The following is a 12,412-nucleotide window of genomic DNA, read 5'->3' on the forward strand; positions in this document are numbered from 1 at the left end:
GGATGGGGTACTCTTAAAGAAGTAAGCCTGCATATTATTTTCACGACGACATAAGGTAACGATGCGCGATACAGAACAGATGCCCTCAGACCAACGCCGTCTGGTGGTTGCGGGAGCATCAGTAGTGGCAGTCTCCTATGGAATGGCGCGCTTTGCTCTGGGGCTGAGTACCCCGCGCATCGTAGAAGATCAGGTAGCCACGAGTGCTGAAATTGGTCTAGCGTCATCGCTTAGCTTTCTGACCTATGTGCTTGCTTGCTTCGTAAGTAGCCGGCTTTTGAATAGCGGTCGATGGAAAACAAGTGTTCTTCTGGTGCTTCTTACCGCAACAGTTGGAACTCTGATGGTGGCGATGTCGTCGTCTGCCCCCTTATTTATGAGCGGAATTGGTGTGGCTGGAGCTGCCGCAGGTTTCAGCTCGGGAGCTATCGCTTATAGGTTGGCGCAAGAAATTTCCCCTGCCCAAGAGGCTCGTGCGCAGTCGATTGCCAATGCGGGTACGGGAATTGGTGTTGCAATTTCTACCGGCATATTGCTGGCAGTTTCCAGTTGGAGGCTCGTCTTTGTGGTGGCTGCGGTTTTAGCCTGCGTGGTGTGTTTATGGTTTTTGAGACTCAAAACTTCCTCACCTGCGACGGCGGCAGGCGGTTCGAGCGACGAAGCCCGGGGCGAATGGCGTGCCCTTCTCTTTCCAATTCTGTTGACGATTTTGATGGGTGCAGGAAGCTCCGTCTACTGGACCTACGGGCGCGCATTAGCTGAGGAGCAAGGCGGTCTGAGCGATTTTCAGTCTCTACTGTTCTGGGGCGCTATCGGGGTGGCAGGAATTGGTGGCGCGTTAGCGGGTGATGTGGCATCAAGAATGGGATTAAAACTTTCATGGACCCTTTGTTCGGTAATTCTTGGCCTTTCAATTCTTTGCCTACCGCTATGTTCCAATGTGGTTTTCGCTGTTCTTTCGGGCGCATTGTTTGGGGCGTTTTATACCGTGGTTACCGGTTTGACGATTGAACTCGGCCGTCAATCGTGGCCCCGTGCTGTAGGTGCGGCAACTGGTATCCTTTTCGCTACAATCGCGGTAGGACAGACCGCCGGGTCGATGCTCAACGGGCTTGCGCTGACCAATCTCAGTATGGAGCGTCTCTTTACTCTCGGAGGAGTCGCAACCCTCGTGGCAGGAGCGCTAATCTGGGGAATGAAAAAGAAAACAGACCCCTCTCCCTCATCTGTGGGGTAAACTGGGGACGCTCGGACGGTCGTCGCTCATACTTACGCGCCTACTAGGGGAACAATGCATTTCATGGTCAGCTGGGGGACTCCCATTCTGATTCAAGCAATCACTATATGGCTGATTATTGCCGTGATTGCTCTACCTCTTGCCGCCCTGATATACCGCAAATGCTATGGAAAAATTCCTGGCCGGCGCATGATTATTATGCCCATCGTGTTGCTTTATGCGGTAGGTATTATTTCATTTACGTTTTTGCCCCTGCCTGATCCGCAAACTTTTCAGTGCGGAACAGACCTTAATTACCCGCGTTTCTTTCCCGGGTGGAGTGTGGAATTCGCTTTGCGTAATACGGAGGGTCGCGGCGTCCTGAGGTTCGCTACGTGGTGGTTCGTGCAAATCTACCTGAACGTGCTTCTCTTTGTGCCCTGGGGATTTATAGCCCGTGCAGTATATAAGATGAATTTCCGCGCAACACTGCTGAGCGGTTTCGCCGCAACCTTACTCATTGAACTTACCCAGCTCACGGGCATCTGGGGTATTTACCCCTGCCGCTACCGCACCTTCGACGTCGATGACATGATTACTAATACCCTCGGCGCCATGATTGGCTGGCTACTGGTAGGGGCATATATGCGTTTCCGCCCAAAGTCTTCCCCTCAAAATAAAAGAGAATCTCGGTCCAGATAGCGCAGCTATTCTTTGCCCGAGCGTCCGCGCCCAGTCTGCACATTGACGCGTGCGTTGGTGGGGGCTGGCATCAGAGGGCTACCTTCAACTACTGGAATTGATCCGGTGGGCATGTAGGTTGCCGCTGCCGACGCCGCCGTCGCTTCAGTATTTTCAGGCTCAGGGATAATCTCCGCCGAACGGGAGATGTACATGTGCTGGTTCGCCCACCAGCCAAAGAGCAGGACGAGCAGCGCGAACCCCGATGTAATAAAGAGGAAGGGTGTAACTCGACCGTGGTAGTAGAGCTGGAAGAAAGCACCTGCCATGGAACCGCCGGCAAAAGGTGCACAAATAGGAACCCAGCAGTAATACCAGCGAGATGAACCCTTGCCGCTAATGGGTAGTAGGGCATGCATGATGCGCGGGCCTAGGTCGCGGGCGGGGTTCAGCGCGTACCCGGTTTGTCCGCCGAGGCCAACGACCAGTACTGCAACCATAAAGCCGTACGCCAGGGGCTTGAGCACGTGATTGAGGTTGAGGGTTAGCGCAGAACCTTCAAGTGTCGGGGTGAAGTTCACGCCCACATACAGAGCAGAGAAAACCAACATAAAAGTACCAATGATTTCCGAAAGAGCATTGGTGAAGTAGTTGTGAATGGCGGGCACGGTAGAGAAAACACCAAGTTTGATTTTTGAATCAGCGGTAGCTTTCCAATGGGGAAGGTAGTTGAGCCAAACGAAGAGGGCACCTGCCATTGCACCACCCAGTTGAGCGATGATGTAACCAGGCACTAGTGCCCAGTCAAATTCACCGTAAATGGCCAGCCCAAGTGTCACTGCCGGATTGAGGTGCCCTCCTGAATAGGCGTGGGAGGCGTAGACGCCGAATGCGACGGCGAAGCCCCAGCCGAAGGCGATGGTGAAGAAGTTGTCGCCGTATCCCTTTGATCGTTTGAGTTCGACCGTGGCAATGGAGCCGCACCCGATGAGAACCATAATCATGGTTCCAAGGAACTCTGCGAGGTAGGGGCTAATGGTGTACACGGGGCTAAACCTTCCGGCGGGAGCCACTTACTGAATGTGTAAATGTGTGGCTTCAGTTGTGTTTATGTGTTAATCAAAGCCTGAAAGTAAACCCGGTGCAAGGTGTGTTTGAAAGGGTCAAAATGCACCTATGCGAGCTTGCAAAGATTTTTCTTAAAAGTGTGATGAACTATACTTCTTTGTCTTTTGCGGGAAAGAGCCGCAGAGTCCGCGCTCTGCCATTGGAGGGAAGTAGCCCTCATTGCCTCTGTATGAACAACGAGAGAACATCTGCATAATCACACATAACTCCAAGCGAGATATCGGACTTTCACCGTTTTCACTGATTGAGCGGGTGCATAATAAAAAAGCAGACTGAGACATCTCGGCCAGTTATGTGTAAAGAATGAAATGAGCACCTATGCATCTACAACCTAAAGACCAGGAAAAACTCCTCGTCGTTGTGGCCGCCGACCTAGCACGCCGACGCCAAAAGAGAAATCTCAAACTTAACTACCCGGAGGCAATTGCCATCCTCACCTACGAAATCCTCGAAGGTGCACGCGACGGGCGCTCCGTAGCTGACCTCATGAGTTGGGGTAGCACTATCCTCACCCGTGACGACGTCATGGAGGGTGTGCCCGAAATGATTGATGACGTTCAGGTAGAGGCAACATTCCCTGACGGCACCAAGCTTGTGACCGTTCACAACCCCATTCGATAGGAGGGGCAGTCATGATCCCCGGTGAATACAAACTGAATGATGAGCCTGTCGTATGCAACGAGGGCCGAGAAGCTATTGAAATTGAAGTTACCAATCGCGGCGATCGCCCGATTCAGGTAGGTTCTCACTACCATTTTGCTGAGGCAAACAGGGCGCTTGAGTTCGACCGTAAAAAAGTGGTTGGCTACCGTCTAGATATCCCCGCAGGTACCGCAGTTCGCCTGGAACCCGGTGATACTACTACCGTGCGTTTGATTCCCCTTGGTGGCGACCGCGTGGTCTATGGTTTCCGAGACCTTGTTGATGGGCCTCTTGACCCTCATACTCCTGCCATTTTCGGACAAGACGAGGGCATCCGGCATAAGTCCGTAGCGGGCGATGCGCCCGACCCGCTTCAGGAACGTGAAGATTTCTCGAACGAAACTCAAGAGAGCGAGTAAGGGGTTAAATTATGAGCTTTGAAATGAAGCGAGACCGTTATGCCAGCCTCTTTGGCCCTACCACTGGGGATGCAATTCGTCTAGGAGACACCGAGCTATTTGCTGAAATCGAAAAAGACCTCACCACCCCCGGTGAAGAAGCAGTTTTCGGTGGCGGCAAAGTGGTGCGCGATGGTATGGGTCAAAACAGTCATCTAGTGCGTGATGTAGACGTTCCTGACTTGGTGATTACTAACGTCATCATTATCGATTGGACCGGTATTTATAAAGCGGATGTTGCTATCCGTGACAGCCATATCCAGAAAATTGGTAAAGCCGGCAACCCTCACACCATGGAGGGTGTGGATATCATTATCGGTGTGGCAACCGATATTATTTCCGGCGAAGGAAAAATCCTCACTGCAGGAGGTATCGATACCCACATCCATTTCATCAGCCCTGACCAAATCGAAACTGCGCTGACCTCCGGCATTACTACCATGATTGGTGGAGGCACTGGTCCCAGTGAGTCTTCTAAAGCGACCACCATCACTCCTGGTGAATGGAATATTCAGAACATGTTGCGCTCTTTTGAAGAGTTCCCCATGAACTTTGGTTTGCTCGGTAAGGGTCACGGTTCTTCTATCTCTCCGATGGCGGAGCAGATTCGTGCCGGCGCTATTGGCTTGAAGGTTCACGAGGACTGGGGGGCAACGCCATCCTCTATTAATACTGCCCTGCAGGTAGCGGATCAGTACGATGTGCAGGTTGCTATCCACACCGATACCCTGAATGAAGCGGGGTTTGTGGAAGACACCAAAGTAGCTATCGACGGGCGTGTTATACACACGTTCCACACGGAAGGTGCCGGTGGTGGTCATGCCCCTGACATCATCGAATTGGCATCTGAACACAATATTCTGCCAGCATCCACTAATCCCACTTTGCCCTACACTGTCAACACCATCGAAGAACATTCAGACATGTTGATGGTCTGCCATCATCTGAACCCTTCAATCCCTGAAGACGTTGCTTTCGCTGACTCCCGTATTCGTAAAGAGACTATTGCTGCGGAAGACGTTCTGCAGGACATGGGTGTATTCTCCATGACTTCCTCTGATTCTCAAGCAATGGGCCGCGTGGGTGAAGTTATTCTGCGTACCTGGCAGGTTGCTGATTCTATGAAGAAGCAGCGCGGCAAGTTGGCGGAAGATGAGAACAGCAAGAGCGATAACTTCCGTATTAAGCGCTATATCTCCAAATACACCATTAACCCCGCTATTGCACAGGGGATAGGACATGTTGTGGGTTCCATCGAAGAAGGCAAGTTTGCTGACCTCGTTTTGTGGGAACCTCAGTTCTTTGGGGTAAAACCCGAGCTAATTATCAAGGGGGGTCAGATGGTTCACGGCATCGTAGGCGACCCTAATGCGTCGATTCCTACCCCTCAGCCCCGCTGGTACCGTAAGGCATTTGGCGCATACGGTATGGCTGTTCACGAATCCTCTATTACGTTCATCTCTCAGGCTGCGCTGCGGGGTGGAGTTTCACGCCAGCTCGGTCTGAAGAAGGTAGTTCGTGCGTGCAAGAACATCCGCGATCTTCAGAAATCAGATTTGAAGTTCAATGGTGAGACTCCTAAGCTCTCTGTGGATCCTGAGACCTACGAAGTGCGTGTGAACGATGAAGTGATTTCCTGTGAACCGCAGAATGAGCTTCCTTTGGCGCAGCGTTACTTCTTGTTCTAAGGAAAATTGAGTGATTATTGACAAGATTCTAGGCAATACCCACACCGATGAGGGCGCGGTTTTAGTTGCTGACGCTCATGTGGAGAAGGTCGTTTTGCCTAGTGCCGACTTGGTGAAGCGCATCCAGCGCCTCACTACCGACCACAACACGGAGTTTGGGTTGCGTCTTCCTACCGGGTCACCGGATTTGAAGGACGGCGATATTCTGCAGATTGATACCAGCGGCGAGAAAAAGAACGCCGTAGTGGTATCGGTTCTGCCAACCGACGTCCTGGTCATCCGCCCCGAGTCCATTTTTGAGATGGGTTTTGTGGCGCACAGCCTGGGAAACCGTCATCTGCAAGCACAATTCTTTGCAGAAGATAGCGAATACCAGGCAGAGGTAATGGTGGTTCAGTACGACCATACGGTGGAGGACTTCCTCAAGCACCACGAGGTTGCCTACGCCCGTCAAGAGCGAGTTATGCCCGTACCCTTCAGGCACGCGGAGCACACTCACTAATGGCGAGTTCACCGCAACTCTCAGCCCTGCTGGGCATGATGCAGCTGACGGACTCGGCGCTTCCTACAGGAGCGTTCTCCCACTCGCTGGGATTTGAGACCTACCTGACTAGCGAACAAATCATCGATGAAGAAACCTTTTCCACATGGCTTGAAATGTTCGCTAGTCAGCAGCTGACCTTTACCGATGCGCTGGCTATCAGGTTGGTGTATGCCGCCAAAAATTTTGACGACATCGTTGACCTAGACGAGCTGATTACCGCGCAGGCGCTACCCACGCAGATCCGCCATGGCGGTATCACCATGGGTAAGCGTCTGCTCTTTCTGGGGGCAGAGTCTTATCCCAGCGAGTGGATTTCAACTTACGCTGAGAAAGTCAGCGAGGGTGAAATGTACGCGCACCAGGCGCTCGTCTGGGCAATTTTGGCGCGAGAACTAGGGGTGGAGGAGGACGACGCGGTTGCCGCGCACGTCTACGCCACCCTCATTTCGCTGACCCAGAACGCTGTACGCGGTATCCCTTTGGGGCAGAATGCCGGTCAGCGCGTGATTCGAGGCGCCCAAGAATGGGTAGAACAAGCTGTTAAAGCATCGGCAGAGCTGGGCTATAACGACCTTGGAGCCATCTCACCCGGCTTAGAGATTGCTCAAATGCGGCACGAACATCAGCGTGCCCGCTTGTTTATGAGCTAATAGTTTTTGAAAGAAGAGATAACAATGGATCCCATTATTGTTGGAATTGGCGGCCCTGTGGGCGCCGGTAAAACTCAGCTCATTGAACGTATTTCTCGTGCTGCAAGCGACGAGATTTCAATGGCTGCTATTACAAACGATATTTACACGATTGAAGACGCCAAGATTTTGGCAAAGAACTCTGTTCTGCCCCAGGATCGTATTATCGGTTTGGAAACTGGCGGTTGCCCTCACACCGCTATCCGCGAAGATACCTCGATGAACGAGGCAGCGATTGACGAGCTGAAAAAGCGTTTTCCTGATCTTCAGCTCATTTTCGTGGAGTCCGGTGGCGATAACCTTTCGGCTACTTTCAGCCCCGAACTGGTAGATTTCTCGATTTACATTATTGACGTGGCGCAGGGCGAAAAGATTCCTCGCAAGGCTGGTCAGGGCATGATTAAGTCTGATCTGTTCGTTATCAACAAGACCGACTTGGCTCCTCACGTGGGCGCTGACCTGTCCGTCATGGAATCTGACTCTAAGCAGTTCCGCAAAGATAAGCCCTTTGCTTTCACCAACCTGAAAACCGATGAAGGCTTGGAGCAGATTTTGCAGTGGATTCGTCACGACGTTCTCATGCAGGATCTTGCCTAAATGCAGCAGAAACCAGCTGAGAAGTGGGCGGGTATTCTGCAGATGCGCGTGGAAGCTGCTGAATCGGGGCGCTCCTTTGCGCGCCGCCAGTATCACGAGGGCGCTCTGCGGATTATCCGCCCGCACTACCTGGACGCCAACGGACAGGTGACCTACACGGTTATCAACCCCGGTGGCGCCTACTTTGGTGCAGACCGTTACCTGTTGGAATTTGAAACAGAGAAGAACTCTGAACTTTTGGTGACCACCCAGTCCGCCACCAAGGTCTATAAGACCCCGCAGGGCCCTGCCTTTCAGCAGATGAACATTACGGTGGGAGAGAACTCTGTCTTCGAGTACGTACCGGATCAGCTCATCGTCTACCGCGAAGGCTCCTACCGGCAGGTGACCTCGGTACAGATGCACCCCACTTCTACTCTGCTTCTTTCCGAAATCATTACCCCCGGCTGGTCGCCGGAAAAAACTGATTTCAGTTACGACGAACTCAATACCCGCACCGAAGTAAAGGTGGAAGGGGAGAACGAGCTCAAACGCCTCGTCGTCGATCAGCTGCGCTTAATGCCCCATGCTGATCAAAAGATTTCTGGTCTGGGCATGATGGAGGGCTTCACCCATACCGGGCAGCTTCTTCTAGCGGACCGACGTTTAGACGATGAGCTGTTTGAGAAAATTCGTGTGCTTGCTGAAGCATCAGATACGTATACCGGTGTGAGCCGGGCAGGTACCGGTGAAGTATATGGCGTCAAGTGCATATCTATCCGTACTCTTGCCCGTTCAACCGGCGCGGTTTCGGCATTGCATACTGCCATCATCGACGCGGTACGTGAAGAAGTTCGCGGTCAATCTCCCCTTAATCTCAGAAAATTTTAGGTTCCATGAACTCACTTACTATGACGGCGGTTCGCAGCGTGCTGCAGGGCGTCTCGCAAATTTTCTTTCTCTCTAATAGCTGGACCGGGCTGCTCATTCTAATCGGCATCGGCATTTTTGACGTGCGCATGGCAACTCTCGTGCTATTCGGTAGCGCGGTTCAGGCTTTCGGTGCCTGGTTGCTCGACGCTGGTGAAGAAGCTACCCAAGGGCTCATGGGGTACAACGGGGCCCTGGTGGGTGCTGTACTCGGATATGAGCTAGATAGTTGGAAAGCTGGCATTCTGCTGACGATTATCGGCGCTTTATCCTGCATTCCGGTACATCGTCTTTTCCAGAAAATCTTTGCCCTGCCGGGATTGCGTAATGCTCAACTTCCCGTCTCGACCGCACCTTTTTGTACGGTAGCCGGTTTGTTGTTTGCACTGGTGATGCCTTGGGTTTCTACCGGTGCGCCGTCGTCCTCGGAGGAGCCGCTTGTAGGCACCTTCTTAGGTATTGCCAACGAATTTGCCGAAGTAGTTCTCACCGACGGATGGGTGACCGGTCTGTTCATCATCGTGGCTTTGTTCATCGGTTCCTGGAAAGTGGGCTTGTTCGGTCTGCTCGGTAGCATCGTGAGCGCACTTTTCTTGGTGATTCTGCCTTTACCCATGAACGTGGACGACGTTTCCACCGGTCTTTACGGCTACAGCGCGGTGCTTGTCTCTATCGCTTTGGGAACCATCTTCCTCAACCATCTCTCGCTCACCACCCGCATTCTGCTGGCCCTGCTGGGCACGGTTCTGACCTGGCTCGTCCAGGCGCTTTTGGCCCTAACCGTCATTCCCGTGTACACCTGGCCCTTCCTGCTTTCCACGTGGATCGTGATGCTCCTGGTAGCAGAGACCCGTTCAAAACCCGCAAGTATTTAGGAGGAATATGACTGCTTCTACCGATAGTTCTCTTTTTACCCGTTACGTCACCAATAGGCACCGTTTGCCTTTGCGCACGCGAATTATCGCAACCTATGGCGCAGTCGTATTGCTCCACCTGTTGGCGGCGGGGCTATTGCTCAGTGCCCTCGCCCCTGGGGTTAGACCGCTTTCTATAGGAATTGTGGTCGCAGCCTATGTTGCTGGCCTCAAGCACAGCTACGACTGGGACCATATCTCCGCTATTGATAATTCCACTCGCAAACTAGTAGCTGACGGCATGTCGCCCGCCTCCGTAGGTTTTGCTTTTAGCCTGGGGCATTCGCTCGTGGTAACCCTGGCAGGAATCATGGTGGTTGGCGGCGCCCAATTTATTAGCGGCGCTTTTGAAGAGGGAAACCCCGTGAACCACGTCTTGGGGCTTATCGGCGCGGCAGTATCGGGTTTCTACCTGCTCATTTTAGGGCTTTACAACGGCGGAACTGCCACCCGCCTCATTCGCCGGTTACGCCGTCATGAATCCACTGCTGAAGCAGGCCACACCCACCACCTCAGCGACGAAAACTGGGGTCTCGTCTCTCGTATTCTGCGTAAACCTATCTCTAAGATTGAGCGCCCGCGCGACATCTTTGTGATTGGTTTCCTCTTTGGGCTCGGCTTCGACACCGCTACCACCGTCGGACTTCTCGTGCTGACGGTAAGCGCGTCCCTTGCTGGAGTCCCACCGCTGGCACTAATCGGGCTGCCCATTGCCTTCACCGCAGCAATGACCCTGTGTGATACCACCAACGGTCTGGGCATGATGAAGCTCTACTCAACAGCCACCGAAAAATCTGAACGCCGTCTACGATTCAACGCCGTCATTACCTCAATTTCGGCACTTTCGGCGCTGTTCATCTCAATCATTACCCTGGGCGGATTCTTCAACGAGCTGTTCTCGCTCACCGACCCAGTGACCACCTGGCTTGCAGAAATAGATTTGGGCAACGCCGGTCTAGCGCTAGTTGCACTGTTTGTGGCGGTATGGCTCTGGTTCTACTTCAGCGGCAGGACGACGCGTGGGGAACAAGCCTAAAGCACCGCTGGGGTGCGGCGCCGGGCTTATTCGCCCTTCGCCCACTTCAACACTCGCTCCATAAAGCGCTCGCACTCCTCAATCTGGCTCAGCTCAACCCACTCGTTAGCCGTATGCGCCTGCGCAATATCGCCGGGGCCGATAATCACAGCAGGGATACCTGCCTGATGGTACTGACCGCCCTCGGTGCCGTAGGTAACCTTAACCAGCGGTTCCTCCACCGACTCGGGTTTGCCGATAAGCTCAGCACCGAGCGTCAAAATTTCGTCGCCCTCTTGAGTATTCAACCCGGGCACAGCAGCTAGTAGCTCATGGGTGACTTTCACCTGATCTTTGAGCGAACCAGGCTCAGCACCCGCAAGCTTCTCAGCGCGTTCAGCCCGCCACTGCAAACGAGGCAAAATCACCTCAAAGAGATGCTTCTCCACACGCTCCACCACGCTCTCAGTAGACATCTGCGGAATGGTGCGGAAATCGTACTCCACCCGCGCGTCCTCACCCACAATGTTGTACTGCAAGCCAGCGTCAATTACATTGCCGCCAATAGTAGAAGATGGGGTTACAAAACCTTCATCGAAGGGGCCGTTCTCTAGCCATTCGTCCGAAAGTTCTTCGAGGAACACCACAAACTCGGCGGCAGACGCCGAAGCATTGACGCCGTGCGACGCCAACGAACCATGCTTTGCCACACCGTGGAACGTAGCAACCCCTCGATGCGCACCCTTATGTGCGGCAATAACTCGCATGGAAGAGGGCTCACCCACTATCGCAAAATCGGGTTTGATGCCACGCTCTCGGAATTCCTCAATCATTCGAGGAGCACCCACACAACCAATTTCCTCATCGTAGGTAAAAGCAAAATGCAGAGGTTTCTTCAATTTAGCTTCGGCAAAGCGGGGGAGTATCCACAGCGCAACAGCGATATAAGACTTCATGTCTGCAACGCCGCGACCAAAGATTTTATCGCCCTGAACGGTTGCCTCAAAGGGGTCAGTATCCCATTGCTGACCTTTTACCGGAACCACGTCGGTATGCCCAGAAATTATCAGTCCGCCATCGGTTGAACCATCCGCGGCGGGAATGGTGACGAAAAGGTTGGCGCGCTCGCCGTCGTCTGAATAAGTCAGTGTTGGTTCAAAACCGTACTTTTTAAATTCTTCGCTCACTACCGCCAGAAGTTCATCGTTAGGGGTAGTTGCCACGGTAGGTAGGGCTACAAGTTTCTCAATCCAGGGAAAAGAAGCGGGAAGGTCGCTCATAAGATCCTTTCAAAATCTAAATCACGTAGTGGTCACCAAGCTGGTGAAACTTCCGTGCGTGATAAACCACCGGGGTGATTTCATCGGTATTATGCTGCACAAATTCGGTCACGCGGGCGATGAAGACGACGGCAGGATCAGCATCTACCCGCGACACCGGCTCAACGCGGAACACGCGGTTAATTCCGTGCACCAGGGGTTCACCGGTAGGGAGCCACCCCCAGGTGGTTTCGTCCTCAAATTTAGGATAGTTGCTGGTGGCAAACTTCTTGGCAATATCTACGTTTTCACCGCTGATAAGGTGAATTAGAAACGACGGTGAATCTACAATCTTTGCCGCCGACCCGGTGCGGTTTTGGAAGGAAAAAGCAACCATTGGCGGATCGGCAGAAACAGACGACAACGACGAAATGGTCAACCCCGCCGGCTCGCCGGTAACCCCCTGGGCAGTAACAATCGCAACGCCTGCTGCTTGAGCGCCGAATGTCTCTTTGAACAGTTCCGAGTCTGATTTTGACGGCTCGTTTTCCGAATCGAGAACTACCGTCTCTGCGGGGGAACCTGTGGTTTTCTGCGCCAAAACTAACTCCTTGCGGCTGCAATGTGGCTTTACCTTAAATAAACCCTAGAACGCAGACCCTGCCGCGCGCC

The 12,412-nt window shown here is 53.0% G+C and carries 14 protein-coding genes; 11 read left to right on the forward strand and 3 right to left on the reverse strand.

What is annotated here, in order from left to right; translation table 11 throughout:
* The first annotated feature begins 61 nt into the window (after positions 1 to 61).
* Complete coding sequence (locus tag A7E48_RS00005) at positions 62 to 1,237, forward strand: MFS transporter (RefSeq protein ID WP_068167794.1); 1,176 nt, start codon at positions 62 to 64, stop codon at positions 1,235 to 1,237.
* A gap of 54 nt (positions 1,238 to 1,291) precedes the next feature.
* Positions 1,292 to 1,918 (forward strand): VanZ family protein, encoded by a 627-nt coding sequence (locus A7E48_RS00010; protein ID WP_068167803.1) that lies wholly within the window; start codon positions 1,292 to 1,294, stop codon positions 1,916 to 1,918.
* A gap of 5 nt (positions 1,919 to 1,923) precedes the next feature.
* On the opposite strand, the gene A7E48_RS00015 is transcribed toward A7E48_RS00010, so the two are convergent.
* On the reverse strand, positions 1,924 to 2,943 hold the full coding sequence (locus tag A7E48_RS00015; RefSeq protein WP_083147068.1) for an MIP/aquaporin family protein: 1,020 nt from the start codon (positions 2,941 to 2,943) through the stop codon (positions 1,924 to 1,926).
* 400 nt (positions 2,944 to 3,343) lie between these two features.
* Between A7E48_RS00015 and A7E48_RS00020 the strand changes: the two genes are divergently transcribed.
* Genes A7E48_RS00020 through A7E48_RS00060 form a run of 9 tightly spaced genes read left to right on the forward strand, consistent with a single transcriptional unit; the run spans position 3,344 to position 10,502 of the window.
* Complete coding sequence (locus tag A7E48_RS00020; protein WP_068167806.1) at positions 3,344 to 3,646, forward strand: urease subunit gamma; 303 nt, start codon at positions 3,344 to 3,346, stop codon at positions 3,644 to 3,646.
* Positions 3,647 to 3,657: 11 nt separating this feature from the next.
* Positions 3,658 to 4,086 carry an urease subunit beta gene (locus tag A7E48_RS00025; RefSeq protein WP_068167809.1) on the forward strand — a complete coding sequence of 143 codons (429 nt, stop codon included), beginning with the start codon at positions 3,658 to 3,660 and terminating at the stop codon, positions 4,084 to 4,086.
* A gap of 11 nt (positions 4,087 to 4,097) precedes the next feature.
* Positions 4,098 to 5,813 carry an urease subunit alpha gene (gene ureC / locus A7E48_RS00030; RefSeq protein ID WP_068167811.1) on the forward strand — a complete coding sequence of 572 codons (1,716 nt, stop codon included), beginning with the start codon at positions 4,098 to 4,100 and terminating at the stop codon, positions 5,811 to 5,813.
* 10 nt (positions 5,814 to 5,823) lie between these two features.
* Positions 5,824 to 6,315, forward strand: coding sequence for an urease accessory protein UreE (ureE, locus tag A7E48_RS00035; protein ID WP_068167817.1), 492 nt, complete (start codon positions 5,824 to 5,826; stop codon positions 6,313 to 6,315).
* Complete coding sequence (locus tag A7E48_RS00040; RefSeq protein WP_068167818.1) at positions 6,315 to 7,007, forward strand: urease accessory protein UreF; 693 nt, start codon at positions 6,315 to 6,317, stop codon at positions 7,005 to 7,007. The genes ureE and A7E48_RS00040 overlap by 1 nt, the downstream gene beginning before the upstream one ends.
* Before the next feature lie 24 nt (positions 7,008 to 7,031).
* Positions 7,032 to 7,643 (forward strand): urease accessory protein UreG, encoded by a 612-nt coding sequence (gene ureG / locus A7E48_RS00045; RefSeq protein ID WP_068167819.1) that lies wholly within the window; start codon positions 7,032 to 7,034, stop codon positions 7,641 to 7,643.
* On the forward strand, positions 7,644 to 8,513 hold the full coding sequence (locus tag A7E48_RS00050; RefSeq protein WP_068167820.1) for an urease accessory protein UreD: 870 nt from the start codon (positions 7,644 to 7,646) through the stop codon (positions 8,511 to 8,513).
* Positions 8,514 to 8,518: 5 nt separating this feature from the next.
* Positions 8,519 to 9,427 (forward strand): urea transporter, encoded by a 909-nt coding sequence (locus A7E48_RS00055; protein ID WP_068167821.1) that lies wholly within the window; start codon positions 8,519 to 8,521, stop codon positions 9,425 to 9,427.
* Between the two features lie 7 nt (positions 9,428 to 9,434).
* Complete coding sequence (locus A7E48_RS00060) at positions 9,435 to 10,502, forward strand: HoxN/HupN/NixA family nickel/cobalt transporter (protein WP_068167823.1); 1,068 nt, start codon at positions 9,435 to 9,437, stop codon at positions 10,500 to 10,502.
* A gap of 26 nt (positions 10,503 to 10,528) precedes the next feature.
* Here the strand turns inward: A7E48_RS00060 and A7E48_RS00065 are convergent, their stop codons facing one another.
* Positions 10,529 to 11,761, reverse strand: coding sequence for an acetylornithine deacetylase (locus A7E48_RS00065; protein WP_068167824.1), 1,233 nt, complete (start codon positions 11,759 to 11,761; stop codon positions 10,529 to 10,531).
* Positions 11,762 to 11,777: 16 nt separating this feature from the next.
* Positions 11,778 to 12,341: a flavin reductase family protein gene (locus tag A7E48_RS00070; protein ID WP_083147069.1), complete on the reverse strand. Its 564-nt coding sequence runs from the start codon at positions 12,339 to 12,341 to the stop codon at positions 11,778 to 11,780.
* Positions 12,342 to 12,412: the final 71 nt, after the last annotated feature.

This window comes from Rothia sp. ND6WE1A (assembly GCF_001683935.1).
GTDB classification, from domain to species: Bacteria; Actinomycetota; Actinomycetes; order Actinomycetales; family Micrococcaceae; genus Rothia; species Rothia amarae.

Coding starts and splice junctions, on each gene's coding strand:
- ureG (WP_068167819.1), top strand. CDS start 7,032: ATGGATCCCATTATTGTTGGAATTGGCGGCCCTGTGGGCGCCGGTAAA.
- A7E48_RS00005 (WP_068167794.1), top strand. CDS start 62: ATGCGCGATACAGAACAGATGCCCTCAGACCAACGCCGTCTGGTGGTT.
- A7E48_RS00055 (WP_068167821.1), top strand. CDS start 8,519: ATGAACTCACTTACTATGACGGCGGTTCGCAGCGTGCTGCAGGGCGTC.
- ureC (WP_068167811.1), top strand. CDS start 4,098: ATGAGCTTTGAAATGAAGCGAGACCGTTATGCCAGCCTCTTTGGCCCT.
- A7E48_RS00010 (WP_068167803.1), top strand. CDS start 1,292: ATGCATTTCATGGTCAGCTGGGGGACTCCCATTCTGATTCAAGCAATC.
- A7E48_RS00025 (WP_068167809.1), top strand. CDS start 3,658: ATGATCCCCGGTGAATACAAACTGAATGATGAGCCTGTCGTATGCAAC.
- A7E48_RS00065 (WP_068167824.1), bottom strand. CDS start 11,761: ATGAGCGACCTTCCCGCTTCTTTTCCCTGGATTGAGAAACTTGTAGCC.
- A7E48_RS00060 (WP_068167823.1), top strand. CDS start 9,435: ATGACTGCTTCTACCGATAGTTCTCTTTTTACCCGTTACGTCACCAAT.
- A7E48_RS00040 (WP_068167818.1), top strand. CDS start 6,315: ATGGCGAGTTCACCGCAACTCTCAGCCCTGCTGGGCATGATGCAGCTG.
- A7E48_RS00050 (WP_068167820.1), top strand. CDS start 7,644: ATGCAGCAGAAACCAGCTGAGAAGTGGGCGGGTATTCTGCAGATGCGC.
- A7E48_RS00020 (WP_068167806.1), top strand. CDS start 3,344: ATGCATCTACAACCTAAAGACCAGGAAAAACTCCTCGTCGTTGTGGCC.